Below are 15,852 nucleotides of genomic sequence, written 5' to 3' on the forward strand. Positions count from 1 at the left end.
GCCTATTGCAGGGCGCGCTGCTCGTCGGCGAAGCGCAGTTCCAGGGTGACCGGGATGATCTCGACCTCCAGCGCGGCGCGCAGCCGGGTCACGGCGTGGCCGAGGATGCGGCGGCGCAGCTCGGCGACGTCGGCCGCGGGCGCGGCGGTGACCAGCAGGTGCAGCTGCGGGGTGTCCGGGCCGCCGGAGAGCCAGGCCTGGGCGTTCCGCACGCCCGGGTAGCCCTCGATGTCGGCGGCGACCGGGGCGGCGGCGGTGCCGGAGCGGAGCACGGTCCGGCCGGTGCGGTCGTCGCCGCCGACCTGCCAGCCCACCGACTTCGGCATGCGGAAGGGCTGGGCGAACAGCCAGCGCAGGCACAGCAGGGCGAGCAGCGCGGCGCCCGCGATCACGGCGAGGAAGACCCAGGTGGGCGGGGCCGCCGGGCCGGGTACCAGCGGGGCGCCGGTGTCGACCCAGCTCAGGTGGCCGTAGTGCGCGGCGAGGGCGTAGCCGCCCGCGGCGAGCAGGGCCAGTCCGGCGAGCCCGACCAGCGTTCGATTGGCCGCGGCGGGCCGGTTCATCCGATTCATGCTCCACCTCCGATGTTCGGGCGGGGCCGCTGTCCCCGGCCTGGGGTCGCGGCCGTCCCGCCCACCGGCGAATTCGCCGCCTCCGGCGTCCGCAGCGACGTGCGCACCCGGCGCACCGATCGGGTTCCGATCTCCCGCAGCCGGTTCGACACCCGGTCACACACCGCGTCGGCGGTACCCGCCGACTCGACCCGATCGGTCTGCACCTTGACCTTGACCGATCGGCGGCCCAACCGCACCCCGCCTGCGGTCACCCCATCCACCGTCTCGGCGCTCTCCCGGACGGCGGCGCGCAATCCGCGCCGGGACACCCCGGCGCGCAGCCCCTCCTCGTCGACCAGCGGCACCAGCAGTGCGCGCCCCGGCAAGATCGCCGCGAGCAGCAGCAGCGCTCCGAACGCCACCGCGACGATACCGGTGACCAGCACCGGCGTCTCGCCCCACTCGATCGCGTACAGCTCGGCCGCGACCCGGTCGTAGGAGATGAACTCGCGGGTGTCGGTGAGCCGCTGCACCAGCGAGACGATCACCGCGACCGCCGCGGCGAGCAGCACGAGGGCGAGCAGCACCGCGGGAACGACCCGGCGCGGCCGCCTGGTCACGACACCCGCCCGCCGACGGGGGCCGCGTCACCGACGAGCACCGGCACCAGAATCTCCACCCGGGCCACCCGCAGCCCGGTGAGCTCGCCGACCCGCGCGGTCAGGTGCGCCCGGCAGCCGTCGGTGACCCGGCGGACCGGCTCGGGATACCGAATCGGCACCTCGGCGTCGAGCAGGGCGTGGTCGCCGCGCACAACGGCCTTGACCTGCACCGGCCCGCCGACCCCAGGCACCTCACCGGCCGCCTGCGCGGCGATCCGCCGTACCACGCGCGGCGCCACCGTGGTGACCCCGCGCGCCTCCGGCGCACGGAGGCCGGTGGCGCTCCCCTCCGGCGCGACGCCAGTCCCGGCCGCCGCCCGCGCGACCGGGGCGGCGGCGGTCACCGCCCGCTCCGCCGCTGCGCGGAGCGGACCAGCTCGGCCACGTCGAGGTCGCCGTCGAGCCAGCGCCCGACCAGCAGCCCGAGCGCGCCGAAGAGCAGCACCACCACGAATGCGCCGAACCCGCCGAAGGCGCCGGCGAAGCCGAGCGCGAGCCCGGCGAGCAGCCCGAGTGTCGTCCCGTTCACGGCTACTGCACCCGGCTCGGCGGGGCGGGCGTGTCCTCGTCGTCACCGGGGATGAAGACGTCGTTGACGTTGATGTTGACCTCGACGACCTCGAGCCCGGTCATCTGCTCGATCGCGGTGATCACATTGCGCCGCACCGCCCTGGCGATCTCGGCGATGGCGACGCCGTACTCGACGACGATCTCCACGTCGACCGCGGCCTGGGTCTCGCCGACCTCGACGGAGACGCCCTGGCCGATGCTGGCCGAGGCACCGGGGATGCGGTCGCGCAGCGCGGCGAAGGCCCGGCTGGAGCCGGCGCCGAGCGCGTGCACCCCGCGCACCTCGCGCGCGGCCAGCCCGGCGACCTTCTGCACCACCACGTCGGCGATGGTGGTGGTGCCCTGGTCGGTCACGAGGGCATTGGCCTTGCGGATCGGGTCCTTCTGCATGGTCTCCCCGGCGACGGGCTTGGCCGCGTCGGCGTGGTTCTTCGGTTCGGTGAGCGGTGCGGACATCGTTCCTCCTCTGGTGTTGTCTGGTTCGTACTGTTCGACCCGCGGGGGTGCGGGTTCGTCATGGGGGCGTGATCGGTGTCACCTTCGTGAAGGCCGCGGCGTCCAGCTCGCAGACCACGAGCCGCAGCGCCGCCCCGGCCCACTCGGTGCCGGCCAGCGCCGCCCTGATGCCGTGCTCCGCCGCGGTGAGCAGCGGCGGCAGCGGCAGCGCACGGGCGACGACGCGCACGGTGACCAGGCCGGGCGTCAGCTCGACGCCGTCGCCGCCGAGCCGGGGCAGCCAGGAGGGGCCCGCGGGGCCGAGCGGCTGCGCCGGGCGCAGCCCGGGCACGGCGCGGACGGCGTCGGTCACCGCGCGCACGGGGTCGCTCTCGGTCATGGGCCGACCTCGATGTCGAGGATGCTCACGGTCACCGCGGCGACCCGCTGCCCGGTGTGTTCGGCCAGCACCCTGGCGATCTCGCGCTGCACCGCGATCCCGGCCGCGGCGGCGGGGCGCTCGGTGCAGAGCACCACGTCGACCTCGACGGTGATCCGGCCGTCGGCGTGGTTGCGCACCCTGACCCCGTCCGCGATCGCCGGGTCGGTGCCGCCGAAGCGCTGCCTGCCGGTGCGCACCCAGGTCGAGACCAGGCCGCGCATGCCGGGCTCCAGCCGCAGCACGCCGGGCACCGCGAGCGCGGCGCGCGCCGCCACCGCCGCGAGCACCGCGGGCTCGACCACGAATTCGGTCACCTGGGTCATCGCGGACCGCCGTCGTCCGATTGCCGCGATGCCGCGTCGTCGACGAAGAGATCGACGACCAGCACGTCCAGCCGGTGCACCGAGACCCCGATGTCGCCGTTCAGCGCGGCGCTCACCCGCTGCCTGACCAGTGGGAGCACCCCGGCCACCGGCGTCCCGGCGGCGAGCGCGAAGGCCAGCTCGACCTCGACCGCGGCCCTGCCGTCCGGCTCGGTGCCGACCGGCTTGATCCGGCAGCGCCTGGTCCGCACGCCTGGCACCGAATCGGCGGCGAAGCGCAGCACCGCGGCGACCGCGCGCTCGGAGACCTCGACCCCGCCCGGCTCCGGCGTTGCCAGCGACATGGTCCGGCCGCGGCGCACCTCGGCCCGCACCGCGGACATGATCCGGGCGGTGAGGTCGGGCGGGGCGGGCTCCGGCTCGGCGATCAGCTCCGCGGTGGCTGCGCGCAGCGCGCGCAGGCTCTCCCGCGCGGTGGCGCAGTGCGGGCAGTGCGTCTCGTGCTCGTCGCCGAGCCCGGCCTCGACCGCGTCCAGCCGGTCCCAGACCTGCTCCAGATCGCGGCCGCAGGGCAGCCGGTACCCGGTCGCCTCGTGGTCTGCTGCGGAGTTCACCGCCATGGCTTCATCACCTCGGACAATTGCGCTCGGGCGCGGGCGATCCGGCCGCGCACCGCCGCGGGGCCCGCGCCCACCGCGTCGGCGATCTCCTCGTACGACAACCCCTCCACCTCGCGCAGCAGCCAGCAGGCGCGCTGCTCGGGGGTGAGCGTCTCCAGCGCCGCACGCAGCGCGCCGAGCTGGCTGCTCACCTGAACAGCGTGCTCCGGCCTGGTGTCGGTGCGCGGGGATTCGGCGGTCTCCGGGTCCAGCTCGGTCTGCGGCCGCCTGGCCCGGATGACGTTCAGGCACCGATTGGTGGTCATCCGGTAGAGCCAGCCGACGAAGGCCGTCTCGTCGGCCAGCTGGTCGAGCCGGCGCCAGGCCGTCAGGAAGACCTCCTGGACCACGTCCTCGGCGTCCGCCCGGTCGGCGAGCACCCGCACCGCGAGCCGGAACATCCGCGCCTGGTAGCGCTGCACCAGTTCCTCGTACGCGCGGACGTCACCGTCCCTGGCGCGCCCGACGAGCGTCGCCTCGTCCGGCGCGACGGTCTGCGAACTCGTCACGAAATCCTCCCGTCGTCGTACGTCGGACACGCCGTCGCGGGAATGCGTCACGGAGGATTCGCTGTGTTCTGTGTCACATGATGCTGCGGCGCGGTATTCGTCGCATGTCCGCAAGCGGTCCATCCAAACGTCACGGGATCTCACGTAGACACTGAGAGTGTTAGGCACTTATCATCTCATCTATACGCACTCGGCAGATCAAAGGAGATCGCAATGACCGCCTCCGTCGCCGTCGACGACACCGACAAGCGCGTCCTTCCCCCGCGCCGCGCCATCGAACCGGGGACCCGCATGTGGGACGAGACCGGGCTGGTCACCTTCTCGCTGACCGCGGGCTCGGCCTTCCTGCTGCAGACCATGGAGCCGACCATCTCCGCGGTGGTCGACGAGTACTCCACCTTCCGCACCGACCCGATGGGCCGCGCGCTGCGCAGCGTCTCCTCGGTGATGATGTGGGTCTACGGCGGCGACGAGGCGCTGGCCGAGGCCGATCGGCTGCGCGCACTGCACGCCTCGCTGAACACCACCGACGCGAGCGGCAGGCAGCACAGGGCGCTCTCCAGCGGCCCGTGGGCCTGGGTGCTGCACACCGGCACCTACGCCTTCTGCGCGAACTCGAAGTACTTCGCCCGCACCCCGCTGCGGGACGAGGACAAGGAGGCGTACTACCAGGAGGCGCTGCAACTGCTGCGCAACTTCACGGTGGCGCCGAAGGAGATCCCGGCGACCTTCGCCGAGTTCGAGGAGTTCTTCGCCGCCGCCGTCGAGAACAACCTGGAGGCCACGCAGACCGCGCGCGACTACCTGAAGACCATCCGGAAGGTGGCCCCGCCGAAGGAGCTGCCGCGACCGCTGCACCCGCTGTGGCACACGCTCTTCGCGCCGATCGGAAAGCTGCAGTACTTCTGCACCGTCGGTACCACCCCGGAGCCCGCGCGGCGCAAGCTCGGCCTCACCTGGACCGCCGCCGACGAGCGCAAGCTGAAGCTGATCGGCTGGGTGATCTCACGCGGCACCCCGCTGCTGCCGGAGCGGGTGCGCTACTTCCCGATCGCCTACGAGGCGCGCAAGCTGGAGCGCGACCGGCAGCGGCTGCGCAAGGTGATCGACCTGCGGCCCATCTGATTCGATCCGCGCATCACACTCCGCCCGGCGGTCGCAACTCCGGCCGCCGGGCGTTCGCGTGTCCGGGTATCCCTTACGCTACGACAGCGTTTCGGTATCGACCCGAGAGCCGGACGTGGCACGGACACCACGGCGATCGGACCCGATCGGCCCGAACCCCGGAAAGGCGTTTCCATGGCCCACAGGCCCACAGTGCTGTTCGTCTGCGTGCACAACGCGGGACGGTCGCAGATGGCGGCGGGATTCCTCAGCGCGCTTGCGGGTGATCGGATCGAGGTGCGCTCCGCGGGCAGCGAACCGGCCGAGGCGCTGAACCCGGCGGCGGTGGCCGCCATGGCCGAGGTCGGGATCGATATCGCGCAGCGCACCCCCGCCCAGCTCACCGAGGAGGCCGTCGGCCTCTCCGACGTGGTGGTGACCATGGGCTGCGGCGACGCCTGCCCGTTCTTCCCCGGCATCAGCTACCGGGACTGGGTGCTGCCCGACCCCGCGGGCCAGCCCATCGAGGCGGTCCGGCCGATCCGCGACCACCTGCGCATCCTGGTGGAGAACCTGATCGCCGAGCTGGTGCCCACGCACACCCGCTGACGTCCGATTCGTTCAAGCCGGGCGCGGCCTCCGCTTCGTAGGCTCACGGTATGACTCTTCGACTCGATGCCATCGGCCTGGTGGTGGCCGATATGACCGCCTCGCTCGCCTTCTACCGCGGGCTCGGCCTGGAGTTTCCCGAGGGCGCCGAGCAGGCGCCGCACGCCGAGGCCGAGCTCGGCGGCGGGTTCCGGCTCATGCTCGACACCGAGGAGACGGTGCGCTCCTTCCAGCCCGGCTGGCAGCCGCCCACCGGGGAGGGCCGCATCGGCCTCGCCGTCCGCTGCGCCGACCCGGCCACCGTCGACGCCACCTACGCGGCGCTCGTCGAGGCGGGCGCGCACGGTGAGCTGAAGCCGTTCGACGCGCCGTGGGGCCAGCGCTACGCCTCGATCCAGGACCCGGACGGGAACGGGATAGATCTGTACGCCGCGCTCGACGGCTGACCCCGCCGCGCGGTCGACGGCCCCGCCGGGGCCGCTGTCCACGGCGGCGCCGGGCCGCACTCGACAGCCGATCCGAGGCGGCGCGCCGGGCACGCCACACGGCTCAACGCGCGTCGCGGAGCAGGCCCCCCGGAGTCAGGCCCGTCAACTCGCGGACCTCGCGGGTGAAATGCGCCTGGTCGGCGTAGCCGGCGCCCGCCGCGGCCTCGGCCAGCGGCACCCCGGCGCGGGCGCGCGCCAGCCCGCGCTGCAACCGCAGCACCCGAGCCAGCGTCTTGGGGCCGTAGCCGAAGGCGGCGAGCGAGCGGCGGTGCAGGGTGCGCGCGGTCCAGCCCGCGTGCTCGGCGACGTAGCGCACCGGCCGCCCGGCATCCAGCGCCGCCACCACCCGGCCCAGCGCCGGGTCGGGGGCGGGCCGCTCGGCGGCGCGGCGCAGCACGGCGGCCTCCAGCGCGGCGGGCCGATCCGCGGCCTCGTCCAGCGCGCCGACCAGCGCCCGCACCCGCGCGGACGGCCACAGCTCGGCCAGGTCGACCCGGCGATCCCGCACCTCGGCGGCGGGCACCCCGAGTACCGCGGGCGCGGTACCCGGCGCGAACCGGAAACCGGCGAACTCGGTGCCGCCGGGGTCGGGGTGGTGCGCGGCGGTGTCCGGGCCGGCGACCACGAGCCTGCCCTCGGTCCAGATCAGATCCATGCAGCCGTCCGGCAGCACCGGCAACTCGTCCTCCGCGACCCCCGTGCGCGCCCAGACGACGGCTCCGGCCAGCCGCGCCTGCCGCTCCCGATATCCGGCCATGGCCGCGAGGTTACGCCCACTACCGCGCGGCGGGCGGGGCGGAGGAGCGCGGCACCACCCGCACGAACGGCTGCCCCTCCGGCGGCACCCGGCGCTCCGGGTCGGCGCAGCCGACGGTGAGCTCGGCGTTCGGCGCGGCGGAGAAGGTCCACAGCGTCATCCATTCCTGGCCGCCCGCCTCTTCCTTCTTCTTCACCTCCGACGAGTGCAGGTCCTCGTTCCGCCCGGTGCCGTCGGTGACCGTGCAACGCAACGCGGTGGCGGCGTCACCCCAGGCCGCGGGCACCCGGATCTCCAGCACCGACCCGGGCGGCATGGTGGCGGTGCCGGTCTCGTCGATCGGGACCCGCACGGCGCCCTCCGGCTCGACGATGGGCACCGTCGCGGTCGGCGGCGGGGTCGCGCTGCCGTCGGTCGCGCTCGCCCGGCCGGTCGCCTCGCCATCCTTGACCTCGTCCGAGCAGGCCGCCGGCGCCGCCACCGCGAGCACGAGCACCAGGAGCCGGGTCAAGCGGAACTTCCTCACGGGTCGACCTCCCTGCAGCGTTTCCCACCCTTTCCGCCTCACCATGCCGCAGAAAACCGGCAATCACCGAGCGAATCGCCGGACACCATGTGAAAATCCTTGTGCCGGGGTTGATTACCAGAGCAGGCACCCTTTCGGCGAACTCTCCGCATCCCGGTAGCGAGTCGTTCGGGGTGGCGTCACGCAATCCGAGAAATGTTTGCCAGAATATTGCTCGGGTAGTGAGGCAGTAGCTGATCAGCGTTTTTCCGACCGGACCGCCCGGACACCGAGGAGAAATCGTGAGCGAAGCGACGCTGGAGGCCCTGATCGGGCACACCGTGTACGACCGGGACGGCGAGAAGCTCGGCAAGGTCCGCCGCCTGTACCTGGACAACGCCACCGGCGCCCCCACCTGGATGGCCGTCTCCGCCGGGCTCTTCGCCGGCGACGCGCTCATCCCCCTGACCGGGGCCAGGCACCAGGAGGCCAGTTCCTCGATCCAGGTGACCGTGCTGAAGGGCGCCGTCCGCACCGCCCCGTACCTGGACGAGGACGGCCACATCAGCGGCGACGCCGAGCGCGAGCTGCTCGTGCACTACGGCCTGGAGGAGGGCGGCCCCGCCCCGTCCGAGTACCGACCCCGGCACGCCATGCCGGACGAGCCCGCCATCGCCCCCGGCGACGACGAACCGCTCACCTACGGCGCGCCGGGTCACGAAAAGGTTTCGGAAGAGGACCGCTCGGGTACCTGAGGGTGATGACAGCGATCCGCAACCACACCCGCATCCTGGGGCTGGAACGCGGAACCGCGGTGCTCGCCTTCGTGACCTGTTCCACCTTCGCGTGCGGTATCGCAGCTCTGACCCAGTCCATCCTGACCGGCCTGATCGCGGCGGCCGGTCTGCTGGCCGCACTCGTGCTCACCCTCGGCACCCTGCCTGGCGAGATCTCCCGCTAACCCCACTGCTGGTAGGTGGTCGGCACCCGGCGCACGCCGCGGCCCACCTCCGTGATGAGGTCGTCGTAGGCGTCCGCCAGGTCGGTGACCAGCATGGCCAGCTCGTACCGCTCGTCCTCCGAGTCGGCGGTCGCCGCGTATGCCTGCGCGCAGTACGAGGCCAGCCGGTCGACCACCTCGCCCACCGTCTCGGTGTGCCGCGCGGCCCCGCCGTGCGGCACCGGGACGACCCGGGCGATCCAGCGGTCGATCGCCAGCACCAGGCGGCCGCGATGGCCGTCGATCTCGCCGCTGCCGCCCGCGCCGATCCGCGCCTCGTGCAGCGCGGCGAGCTCACCGGCCGCCTCCAGCATCGGATGGTCCCGATGCGGGAATCCACGGAGCGCGGCGACGAGCGAATCCTTGTCCGGCAGCGCGTGATTCACCACCACCCCCGGCCCGCACGCCGACCGCTACGCTCGTCCGTTCTGCCGGGGACACGCACCCGGGACAACCACACCACGACACAGACGTATACCGGAGTCAGGGCACCACCGCTGGTCCCGAGCCGGACACTGCAACCAACTCGTAGCGAAACGCCCGGTCTGCCACTACGCCCCGGCGGCTGATCGGACGGCGGGATCGGCGGCGATCGGAGCGCGTTGTTCCGGCACCGTGGCGGAGGCGGTCACGCGCCGCCGCCCGGTCACCAGGAAGAGCAGCACCAGCACGACGCCGAGCCACACGTAGGTGTCGCCGACCAGGTGCTGCACCGGGGTCCAGTCGTACTCCCGGTCCTCCCCGCCGGGCAGCCAATTCTGCGGGCCGTAGACGAAGACCGCCGCCGTCACCGCCGTCACCGCGAACCAGCCGAGCGCGCGGCGCCACGGCAGCGTGCAGGCGTAGCAGGCCATGCCGAAGAGCGCGGGCGCGATCCACACCCAGTGGTGCGACCACGAGATCGGCGAGACCAGCAGCGTGAAGACCGCGTTGATCGCCAGCGCCAGCGCCGGGACGTGCGCGGCCCGCCGCATGGCGGCCACCACCAGCGCCAGCAGCACCGCGGCGCAGGCCAGCCAGACCACGGTGAAGCCCGGCTCCGGCACCCGGAGCCGGGAGAGCACCCCCTGGATCGACTGGTTGGTGTGGAACGCCGACCCGCTCAACCCGTCGACATTGCCCATCCCGCCGAACCAGTACTCGAACGACTCCGACGGCAGCACCGCGAAGCCGACCAGCGTCGCCACCGCGCCGGAGATCGCCGCCGTGATCGCCGCCCGGTAGTCGCGGCGGACCAGGAAGTAGAGCACGAAGGCGGCCGGGGTCAGCTTGATCGCGGCGGCGATGCCGACCAGCATGCCGCGCCGCCAGCGCGGCTTCCCGGTCAGGCAGTCGGCGGCGACCAGCGCCATGAGCAGCAGGTTCACCTGGCCGAAGTCGAGCGTCGAGCGGGTCGGCTCCAGTAGCATGGCCAGCGGGGTCGCGGTGGCGGTGGCCAGCAGCGCCAGCTCCAGGGTCGAGCGGTCCGGCCAGAAGCGCCTGGCTACGAGGTAGAGCGTGAGCGTGAGCGCGGCGGTCGAGGTGGCGAAGAAGGCGAAGGCCGCCGCGTCCCACGGCAGCAGCGCGAAGGGGGCGAGCACCAGCGCCGCGAACGGCGGGTAGATGAAGGGCAGGCTGATCCCGAGCGTGGTCCGCGGCAGCTCGCCGTACATGTCACCGCCGCTGCGCAGCGCCTCCACCCCGAGCCGGTAGACCTGCAGGTCGATGAAGCCCCGGGAGATCTCCTCGATCGGCCAGATCGGCTGGGTCAGGCAGAGCACGGCCAGCGCGGTCGTCAGCATCGGCGCGAGCCAGGCGGCACGCCACAGACGGGGGCGCGACCTCGGCACGGCACGGTCGGCGGCGGCGGAACTAGTCATCCGCGGCGACTATACCGACCGGGTTCCGGCTGCCCGACGGGTACCGAGCGGCGCGCGCCCGAATCGTCCGGTTCGCCGTATGCCCCGGTCAATCCCGTTCCGAGCAGGCGCTTTTCACCCCTCCGAACTGCGGTTAGAGTGACGGCGGTATACAGCGAGGAGGGGCGCATGGCACCGGAGGGGAACGACCCGGAGCAGGAGCCCCTGCGATTCGTCGTCATGGGGCTGGGCTGGGATCCCGTCCGCGACGGCGTGTGGTCCGGCGGCTACCGGCCCGAGATCGACCTCAACGCCGCCGCCGTGCTCTACGCGGCCGACCGGCTCACCGACGTCGTCTACCACGAGCAGCTGCTCTCCCAGGACGGCGCCATCCGGTTGCTCGGCGACAACCTCACCGGCCACGGCGAGGGCGACGACGAGGTCATCACCGTCGACCTCACCCGCATCTCGCCGCGAATCACCAGCGCGCTGCTCCTGGTCACCTCGTACTCCGGCCAGGCCTTCGACGTCATCGAGAACGGATTCTGCCGCCTCGTCGACGGGCTGACCCGCCGGGAGATCGCCCGCTTCGCCCTCCCCGCCGGACCGGGCCACACCGGCTTCGTGCTCGGCAGGCTGCACCGCGACGACGGCCACTGGCAGTTCCACGTCATCGGGGCGGCCATCCCGGCCCGGCACCCCGCCGAGGCCGTCCCGCACCTCGAGCAGTTCCTGACCTGACCGGTCAGCGCTCCTCGACCTGCTCCGCGATCTCCTCCAGCCTGGCCTCCGCATTGCTGCCGTCCAGCTGCCCCGCGAACGCCGCCCGCGCCGCCGCGATCAGCGTGCCGTCCACCTCCGGGTACGCCTCCGCGATCCGGATCAGCGCCGCGCTCGTCTGCACGTCCAGCGCCGAGCCGGCGTGCAGCCCGCCGCCCATCGTCACCGACGCCAGTTCGCGCTCGAAATCGGCCCGCAGTTCGTCCGCCCCCGGATGGGTCACCTCGGTCATTGTTTCCTCCTCGTCGCTGCTCTCTGGAGTGTCCAGAACGGGGGGAATCAATCCCGTAGCCCGTAGTCGCGAACCAGGCCGAGGAGGAAACAGCGGCGCGGTGTTCGCCCGGTTCACCGAAACCGTCGGATCGATCCCCGGCACGGCGCGATAGTCCCCACCGGGAACCCGAGGCGTCCCAGGATCTCCGGTCAGCGACAGCGATACGGTCAGCGCTCCGGCCTCGATCCCATAGTCCGACAGCCCGCGCAGGTCACACGTTGCCCGCTCCCCCACGGTTCGATCCGGCTTCGGCCCTGCCTCTCGCACATCCACCGCACTCAGTTCGTCTCGCGCGAAGGTGAGCACTCTGTGCACCGCACGGCCCAATGTCTCCTTGCGCGTTCGGCGCGGCGAGGGATCAATCCCACTGTCCGTATTCCCGGATCAGGGTGAGGAGGAACTCGGCGTAGCGCGGTTCGCTCGGCGGCTCGAGATCAACGCCCCCGGTCGCCGTCCGCAACCCGTCGGTATCGAGCGTCATTGTCGCCCCCCACCCGTCGATCGCCGCCTTCATCGTGGAGGCGCCCGCCGATCGCCGCACCAGCACGGTCGGCGACACACCCGCCACGGGCACACCCCATTCACTGGGACTGAGCGTCACCGTCTCCGCCCCGACGGTGCCCAGATCGACCGTCAGCGCCCGCGCTTGCACACCGCTCGGATGCACCCCACGCAGCTCACAACTCGCCAACCGACCGATCAACCGCCCTTGGTCCGGCCGTGCGACGGAGACGTTCTGTGCACCGAGGTCGACTCGAGCGAACTCCAGTAGCCGGTCGCAGAACCCCGCGACGAGGTTATGCGAGGGCACGGGTTCGCGCCGGTCCGGCTCCCCCTGCTCACATCCTGCGGCCAATACGGCGCACAACGTGAAAAAATTCCGAAAACGCATCTCACTTCTCCGCAGCCGTCTGTCGATCGGAGCACGGGCCTCACTCCGTCGCTGCCGATCGGCGATTCACCTACTCCATTCGACTGTTGCGCAGGTCACCGGCACAAGCAGCGCTATTCCCATCGTCCGTACTCGCGGAGCAGAACGAGAAGGAACTCGGCGTAGCGGGAGTCCGCCGCAGGCCCCAGGTCCGCCGACCCGGCCGGAGTTCGCAGACCCCCGGCGACCAGCGTCAACGACCCGACCCACTCGTCGACGCCCCCGGTCAATGTGACCTGACCGTATTCACGATCGACCGCGACTGCGGGCTCGACCCCCTCGACCAGGTGATCCTGTGCCGGATTCCAATTCCTCCAGATGCCGAGCGTCAGTGTTGCCGCGCGCGTTCGGCCCCCCGCTTCGCTGATTCCGTGTATTTCGCAGGTTCCGCGCGTGCCCAGATCACGAACTGAATCGCCGTTGGACACGATCTCGACGCCTTCGGCACCGATCTCGTTCTCGATGAACCTCAGTACCGACTGGCACAGTTCGCCGACGGTGCGAGGCGACTCCACGGGCGACCGTTCACCATCTCCCCCCGAGCAAGCGACCAGCGCAGAGACAATCATGAGGGCGAACACGGCAAAGCGGCTGCGCTTCATCGCTATTTCCCCTCCGGAGTCCAGTGTCCGTCCACGAACGACTCCAATTCGGCCCGGGTGTCGAAGAACTTGGTCCCCTGCAAGCCGTAGGCGACGGCGTATTCGTCCCGCAACTCCTGCGTACCCATCCGGTTCATGACGCCGGTCGCGGCATCCTGTTGTTCGGTGGTCATCGCGCCCCACGGTTTCGGCGTTCCATCCGCTTGCAGCAGCTCCAGTGGCAACGCCGGCTCGCCCAGTGCTCCCGCACCGAGGATCTGGTCCTTGAGATACCGCTCTTCGGAGTTGCGCAGATCTTCCCAGCCGTTCACTTCGACCGACTGCAAATCCGGCTTCTGGAGAACTGAATCGATCAAGGCCTCAGCGGCCTGCCCCACGATGACCTGACCCGTAGCTTCGCCGAGTGCGCCACCCCGCTTCACCGGCAAAACCTCCTGCACGAGCTCCGCCGCGATCTCCGCTCCCTGCCGCTTGGCATCGTAGGACGATTGCAGATGCTCGTTTCGTTCCAGTGCGTCCTGATCCATCTGGAACAGCACGGCATTATTCATCGCACCGTCGACCCGACCGGCGAGAGTGCCGAGGTAGGGCCCCAATCGAGCATTCAAGTCGGGATTCTCGGCCGCCTTCGACACCATCTCTTGCTGGTTCAGATTGATCGCCGCCTGCAGGCCGGCACGGCCCTCTTCACTCGCGTTGGCAAGCATCAGGAGCCGATCCGCGTCGCTGGCCGCGAGGGTGGCGCGATCTCCCAGCCCAGGTTGCGCGACAACCTCCGAGGAATCGTATCCATTCGGGTTGTTAATATCGCCCACAGCGTTCAGATTGCTCTGCAAAGCCTGGCTCAACGCCGTCGCCAACTCCGGATTCTTAGCGAAGTTCTCGTTGTACTGCCGATAGTCCTCGGTCAGCACGCCGTCCTCCTCCGGCGCGAGGATATTCGGCAACTCGACGAGCGCGGCTCGCGCCCGATCCGCCTGCACCTCGTCGGTGCTGTGCGAATCAGGCCCGATCCAGTCGAGCATCTGCGCGGCGGAGCGGCCGTTGTCCACGTCGCTCCAGTCGTTGCCGAGAACAGCGCCGGCTACCTTCTGCGGGTCGTAATCCTCCGGCATACCGTCGCCGGTCAGTATCCGGTATGCCGACTCCTCGTTGCGCCCGGCGACGTCGAGCAGCTTCGCCGCGGTCGATTCGTACTGGCTGCCCGGATCTCCCAGGTAGGGCACGGTCTTCAGATCGTCCCCCGCCTCGGAGACGAGATAGGCGGATTGCTCGATCATCTCGGTGCCGAGCTCCGTGCCGGGCTGATAGCCGGGATTGGACTGCGACAGCAGATCGGAGAATTCGGCTATCTCGCCGAGCCGGAGTCCTTCCTCCGGCATCCGGGCCGGACGGCCCGAATGCGGCCGCGGCTCGGCGGAGTCATTATCGGATACCGGGAACCGCGTCTCCACCAGATCGCGCACCGAGTCGGGGAGCTTGTCGTACCCACCGGGCGACCGCAGACTGCCGTCGGGGTTGCGGCCGGTGCCGATCTTCTCATTGGAGACGACGAGCAGCCCGTTCGCGAGCGTGTCCCGGCGGGTGGCTGCCAGCTGATTCCCGGCTTCCTCCTGCTTGCGAAGTTGTTCGTTGAGCGCGAGCACCCCGTCCTTTCCCGCCGCCTGGTAGAACTCGCGGTAGTAGTCCTGCACCGACGCGGGAAGCGTGGAAACCTCGCCACCCTCGGCAAGTACCTGCCGCTCGGCATCGGTCAGCACACCTTGCGGCAATTGCCCGGCGATCCGGTCGAGTGCTGCCTGATCGATCGTGCCGTTCGGCCGCACCGCCTCGGCGACGGCCCGTCCGTCCTCCGCCCCGATCCGGCCCGCCTCGCTGTAATCGCCGACCGCGGCTTCGACTCCGGAGCCGAGCTGGTCACCGCGGACCCGGATCTCCTGAGACCCCGTCGTGATCGCCTTCGTCGCGTCATCGGCCGCTGCTTCCAAACTGCGGACCGCCGACTCTATGAGCCCGCGGTGATGTTCGATGCGCTCGTCGACCAGCCGGCGCTGCTCGTCATCGAGATCGCCGACGTTCGCCGCGGCCAGCACCGCCCAGTCATCGGTCACCAGCAGCGCGACCGAGTCGGTTTCCGCGTCGGTCACGCGGTTGAGCAGCGCCTGCCGTTCATTCGACAACCGCGCGTCGGCCGCGCGCAGGAATGCCGCCACGTCGAGTACTTCGATGGTGAGCTTGCGCCCCTGATCGTGCTCCTCGACGAAGCGGTCCGAGGCCGCGTCCTTGGCCTTGCCCGTCCAGGTGACATCGGAGAAATGTGTGAGCATCCGGGTCAGCTCGCCCTCGTATCGCTCAGCCGAGCGTTCGAGTTCGCCCGCCCACTCCGTGAGTGTCCCGAGCTGCCACCGCTGCACTTCCGGCCGGGTCGGCATCAGCGCTCACTCGACGCACGGAAATCCATGCTGTTCAGCCGGTCCGTGAACTCGGTTTCCGTGGTGTGGATGCTCGCCGAACATTGCCGGACGATCGTCTCCAGCTGGTGCAGCCGCTGGGCCATACGTAGCCAGGCGCCCTCGATGAACTCACCGGATTGAACGCACGCCTGCCCGACCGTGCAGCCGGGCAATGCATTCGGAATCCTGTCGGCACTCGTCCGGACATCGATCTTGTCGATCTCGGCCGATACGGTCCCCACCGTGTCGGCCAGCCGGTTCAGTTGCAGTATGTCTGCGGTCAGCATGCTCATCCCCCTCGGAAGCATCCCACCCGGACCGTTCACCGTGCGGGCAGGGGAATTTTGTCACATCTGC

24 protein-coding genes are annotated in these 15,852 nt (G+C 71.0%); 6 read left to right on the top strand and 18 right to left on the bottom strand.

Features of this window, described 5'->3' with window-relative positions:
- Positions 1 to 2: 2 nt before the first annotated feature.
- The 9 genes from ACFO0B_RS06765 to ACFO0B_RS06805 all read right to left on the bottom strand — a co-directional run bounded on the left by ACFO0B_RS06765 (position 3) and on the right by ACFO0B_RS06805 (position 4,154).
- On the bottom strand, positions 3 to 563 hold the full coding sequence (locus ACFO0B_RS06765; protein WP_378611442.1) for an alkaline shock response membrane anchor protein AmaP: 561 nt from the start codon (positions 561 to 563) through the stop codon (positions 3 to 5).
- A 5-nt stretch (positions 564 to 568) separates the two neighbouring features.
- Complete coding sequence (locus ACFO0B_RS06770; protein ID WP_378611443.1) at positions 569 to 1,174, bottom strand: DUF6286 domain-containing protein; 606 nt, start codon at positions 1,172 to 1,174, stop codon at positions 569 to 571.
- Positions 1,171 to 1,560 (bottom strand): Asp23/Gls24 family envelope stress response protein, encoded by a 390-nt coding sequence (locus tag ACFO0B_RS06775; RefSeq protein ID WP_378611444.1) that lies wholly within the window; start codon positions 1,558 to 1,560, stop codon positions 1,171 to 1,173. The genes ACFO0B_RS06770 and ACFO0B_RS06775 overlap by 4 nt, the downstream gene beginning before the upstream one ends.
- A complete protein-coding gene (locus ACFO0B_RS06780; RefSeq protein WP_378611445.1) occupies positions 1,557 to 1,745 on the bottom strand; it encodes a hypothetical protein in 189 nt (62 codons plus the stop codon). The genes ACFO0B_RS06775 and ACFO0B_RS06780 overlap by 4 nt, the downstream gene beginning before the upstream one ends.
- 2 nt (positions 1,746 to 1,747) lie before the next feature.
- Positions 1,748 to 2,176, bottom strand: coding sequence for an Asp23/Gls24 family envelope stress response protein (locus ACFO0B_RS06785; protein ID WP_378611611.1), 429 nt, complete (start codon positions 2,174 to 2,176; stop codon positions 1,748 to 1,750).
- Between the two features lie 124 nt (positions 2,177 to 2,300).
- On the bottom strand, positions 2,301 to 2,621 hold the full coding sequence (locus ACFO0B_RS06790; protein ID WP_378611446.1) for a hypothetical protein: 321 nt from the start codon (positions 2,619 to 2,621) through the stop codon (positions 2,301 to 2,303).
- Entirely contained in the window at positions 2,618 to 2,986 is a 369-nt protein-coding gene (locus ACFO0B_RS06795) for an Asp23/Gls24 family envelope stress response protein (RefSeq protein WP_378611447.1), read from the bottom strand. Before ACFO0B_RS06795 ends, ACFO0B_RS06790 begins: the two co-directional genes overlap by 4 nt.
- Complete coding sequence (locus ACFO0B_RS06800; protein WP_378611448.1) at positions 2,983 to 3,606, bottom strand: anti-sigma factor family protein; 624 nt, start codon at positions 3,604 to 3,606, stop codon at positions 2,983 to 2,985. The genes ACFO0B_RS06795 and ACFO0B_RS06800 overlap by 4 nt, the downstream gene beginning before the upstream one ends.
- A complete protein-coding gene (locus ACFO0B_RS06805; protein ID WP_378611449.1) occupies positions 3,597 to 4,154 on the bottom strand; it encodes an RNA polymerase sigma factor in 558 nt (185 codons plus the stop codon). Before ACFO0B_RS06805 ends, ACFO0B_RS06800 begins: the two co-directional genes overlap by 10 nt.
- A gap of 213 nt (positions 4,155 to 4,367) precedes the next feature.
- Here ACFO0B_RS06805 and ACFO0B_RS06810 point away from each other — a divergent pair, with 213 nt between their 5' ends.
- From ACFO0B_RS06810 to ACFO0B_RS06820, 3 genes are all read left to right on the top strand, one after another.
- A complete protein-coding gene (locus tag ACFO0B_RS06810; RefSeq protein ID WP_378611450.1) occupies positions 4,368 to 5,279 on the top strand; it encodes an oxygenase MpaB family protein in 912 nt (303 codons plus the stop codon).
- Between the two features lie 174 nt (positions 5,280 to 5,453).
- Positions 5,454 to 5,867: an arsenate reductase ArsC gene (locus ACFO0B_RS06815; RefSeq protein ID WP_378611451.1), complete on the top strand. Its 414-nt coding sequence runs from the start codon at positions 5,454 to 5,456 to the stop codon at positions 5,865 to 5,867.
- 50 nt (positions 5,868 to 5,917) lie between these two features.
- Entirely contained in the window at positions 5,918 to 6,313 is a 396-nt protein-coding gene (locus ACFO0B_RS06820) for a VOC family protein (RefSeq protein WP_378611452.1), read from the top strand.
- Positions 6,314 to 6,416: 103 nt separating this feature from the next.
- Here ACFO0B_RS06820 and ACFO0B_RS06825 read toward each other — a convergent pair whose 3' ends face one another.
- Together ACFO0B_RS06825 and ACFO0B_RS06830 are read right to left on the bottom strand one after the other, a co-directional pair.
- Positions 6,417 to 7,112 (bottom strand): helix-turn-helix domain-containing protein, encoded by a 696-nt coding sequence (locus ACFO0B_RS06825; RefSeq protein WP_378611453.1) that lies wholly within the window; start codon positions 7,110 to 7,112, stop codon positions 6,417 to 6,419.
- 19 nt (positions 7,113 to 7,131) lie between these two features.
- Positions 7,132 to 7,623: a hypothetical protein gene (locus ACFO0B_RS06830; RefSeq protein ID WP_378611454.1), complete on the bottom strand. Its 492-nt coding sequence runs from the start codon at positions 7,621 to 7,623 to the stop codon at positions 7,132 to 7,134.
- A 296-nt stretch (positions 7,624 to 7,919) separates the two neighbouring features.
- On the opposite strand from ACFO0B_RS06830, the gene ACFO0B_RS06835 reads away from it, so the two are divergent.
- On the top strand, positions 7,920 to 8,372 hold the full coding sequence (locus tag ACFO0B_RS06835) for a PRC-barrel domain-containing protein (RefSeq protein WP_378611455.1): 453 nt from the start codon (positions 7,920 to 7,922) through the stop codon (positions 8,370 to 8,372).
- Between the two features lie 5 nt (positions 8,373 to 8,377).
- Positions 8,378 to 8,578 (top strand): hypothetical protein, encoded by a 201-nt coding sequence (locus ACFO0B_RS06840; RefSeq protein ID WP_378611456.1) that lies wholly within the window; start codon positions 8,378 to 8,380, stop codon positions 8,576 to 8,578.
- Here the strand turns inward: ACFO0B_RS06840 and ACFO0B_RS06845 are convergent.
- Positions 8,575 to 9,003 carry a DUF4254 domain-containing protein gene (locus tag ACFO0B_RS06845; RefSeq protein WP_378611457.1) on the bottom strand — a complete coding sequence of 143 codons (429 nt, stop codon included), beginning with the start codon at positions 9,001 to 9,003 and terminating at the stop codon, positions 8,575 to 8,577. The genes ACFO0B_RS06840 and ACFO0B_RS06845 overlap by 4 nt on opposite strands.
- A 165-nt stretch (positions 9,004 to 9,168) precedes the next feature.
- Positions 9,169 to 10,476, bottom strand: coding sequence for a glycosyltransferase 87 family protein (locus ACFO0B_RS06850; RefSeq protein WP_378611458.1), 1,308 nt, complete (start codon positions 10,474 to 10,476; stop codon positions 9,169 to 9,171).
- Between the two features lie 168 nt (positions 10,477 to 10,644).
- Between ACFO0B_RS06850 and ACFO0B_RS06855 the strand changes: the two genes are divergently transcribed.
- Positions 10,645 to 11,196: a TerD family protein gene (locus ACFO0B_RS06855; RefSeq protein ID WP_378611459.1), complete on the top strand. Its 552-nt coding sequence runs from the start codon at positions 10,645 to 10,647 to the stop codon at positions 11,194 to 11,196.
- A 4-nt stretch (positions 11,197 to 11,200) separates the two neighbouring features.
- Here ACFO0B_RS06855 and ACFO0B_RS06860 read toward each other — a convergent pair whose 3' ends face one another.
- The 5 genes from ACFO0B_RS06860 to ACFO0B_RS06880 form a co-directional block, all read right to left on the bottom strand.
- On the bottom strand, positions 11,201 to 11,467 hold the full coding sequence (locus tag ACFO0B_RS06860; RefSeq protein ID WP_378611460.1) for a hypothetical protein: 267 nt from the start codon (positions 11,465 to 11,467) through the stop codon (positions 11,201 to 11,203).
- Between the two features lie 400 nt (positions 11,468 to 11,867).
- Positions 11,868 to 12,401 carry a hypothetical protein gene (locus ACFO0B_RS06865; protein WP_378611461.1) on the bottom strand — a complete coding sequence of 178 codons (534 nt, stop codon included), beginning with the start codon at positions 12,399 to 12,401 and terminating at the stop codon, positions 11,868 to 11,870.
- Positions 12,402 to 12,514: 113 nt separating this feature from the next.
- Positions 12,515 to 13,042 (bottom strand): hypothetical protein, encoded by a 528-nt coding sequence (locus ACFO0B_RS06870; protein WP_378611462.1) that lies wholly within the window; start codon positions 13,040 to 13,042, stop codon positions 12,515 to 12,517.
- A 2-nt stretch (positions 13,043 to 13,044) separates the two neighbouring features.
- Complete coding sequence (locus ACFO0B_RS06875; protein ID WP_378611463.1) at positions 13,045 to 15,474, bottom strand: TPR repeat region-containing protein; 2,430 nt, start codon at positions 15,472 to 15,474, stop codon at positions 13,045 to 13,047.
- A complete protein-coding gene (locus ACFO0B_RS06880; RefSeq protein WP_378611464.1) occupies positions 15,474 to 15,782 on the bottom strand; it encodes a hypothetical protein in 309 nt (102 codons plus the stop codon). The genes ACFO0B_RS06875 and ACFO0B_RS06880 overlap by 1 nt, the downstream gene beginning before the upstream one ends.
- Positions 15,783 to 15,852 lie beyond the last annotated feature (70 nt).

This window comes from Nocardia jiangsuensis (genome assembly GCF_042650385.1).
Classification (GTDB): Bacteria; Actinomycetota; Actinomycetes; order Mycobacteriales; family Mycobacteriaceae; genus Nocardia; species Nocardia jiangsuensis.

What these genes read in the sequence shown, in the direction of transcription:
- ACFO0B_RS06765 (WP_378611442.1), bottom strand. Translation starts at nt 563, where the DNA reads ATGAACCGGCCCGCCGCGGCCAATCGAACGCTGGTCGGGCTCGCCGGA.
- ACFO0B_RS06785 (WP_378611611.1), bottom strand. Translation starts at nt 2,176, where the DNA reads ATGCAGAAGGACCCGATCCGCAAGGCCAATGCCCTCGTGACCGACCAG.
- ACFO0B_RS06790 (WP_378611446.1), bottom strand. Translation starts at nt 2,621, where the DNA reads ATGACCGAGAGCGACCCCGTGCGCGCGGTGACCGACGCCGTCCGCGCC.
- ACFO0B_RS06795 (WP_378611447.1), bottom strand. Translation starts at nt 2,986, where the DNA reads ATGACCCAGGTGACCGAATTCGTGGTCGAGCCCGCGGTGCTCGCGGCG.
- ACFO0B_RS06800 (WP_378611448.1), bottom strand. Translation starts at nt 3,606, where the DNA reads ATGGCGGTGAACTCCGCAGCAGACCACGAGGCGACCGGGTACCGGCTG.
- ACFO0B_RS06810 (WP_378611450.1), top strand. Translation starts at nt 4,368, where the DNA reads ATGACCGCCTCCGTCGCCGTCGACGACACCGACAAGCGCGTCCTTCCC.
- ACFO0B_RS06815 (WP_378611451.1), top strand. Translation starts at nt 5,454, where the DNA reads ATGGCCCACAGGCCCACAGTGCTGTTCGTCTGCGTGCACAACGCGGGA.
- ACFO0B_RS06820 (WP_378611452.1), top strand. Translation starts at nt 5,918, where the DNA reads ATGACTCTTCGACTCGATGCCATCGGCCTGGTGGTGGCCGATATGACC.
- ACFO0B_RS06825 (WP_378611453.1), bottom strand. Translation starts at nt 7,112, where the DNA reads ATGGCCGGATATCGGGAGCGGCAGGCGCGGCTGGCCGGAGCCGTCGTC.
- ACFO0B_RS06840 (WP_378611456.1), top strand. Translation starts at nt 8,378, where the DNA reads ATGACAGCGATCCGCAACCACACCCGCATCCTGGGGCTGGAACGCGGA.
- ACFO0B_RS06850 (WP_378611458.1), bottom strand. Translation starts at nt 10,476, where the DNA reads ATGACTAGTTCCGCCGCCGCCGACCGTGCCGTGCCGAGGTCGCGCCCC.
- ACFO0B_RS06855 (WP_378611459.1), top strand. Translation starts at nt 10,645, where the DNA reads ATGGCACCGGAGGGGAACGACCCGGAGCAGGAGCCCCTGCGATTCGTC.
- ACFO0B_RS06860 (WP_378611460.1), bottom strand. Translation starts at nt 11,467, where the DNA reads ATGACCGAGGTGACCCATCCGGGGGCGGACGAACTGCGGGCCGATTTC.
- ACFO0B_RS06865 (WP_378611461.1), bottom strand. Translation starts at nt 12,401, where the DNA reads ATGCGTTTTCGGAATTTTTTCACGTTGTGCGCCGTATTGGCCGCAGGA.
- ACFO0B_RS06870 (WP_378611462.1), bottom strand. Translation starts at nt 13,042, where the DNA reads ATGAAGCGCAGCCGCTTTGCCGTGTTCGCCCTCATGATTGTCTCTGCG.
- ACFO0B_RS06875 (WP_378611463.1), bottom strand. Translation starts at nt 15,474, where the DNA reads ATGCCGACCCGGCCGGAAGTGCAGCGGTGGCAGCTCGGGACACTCACG.
- ACFO0B_RS06880 (WP_378611464.1), bottom strand. Translation starts at nt 15,782, where the DNA reads ATGCTGACCGCAGACATACTGCAACTGAACCGGCTGGCCGACACGGTG.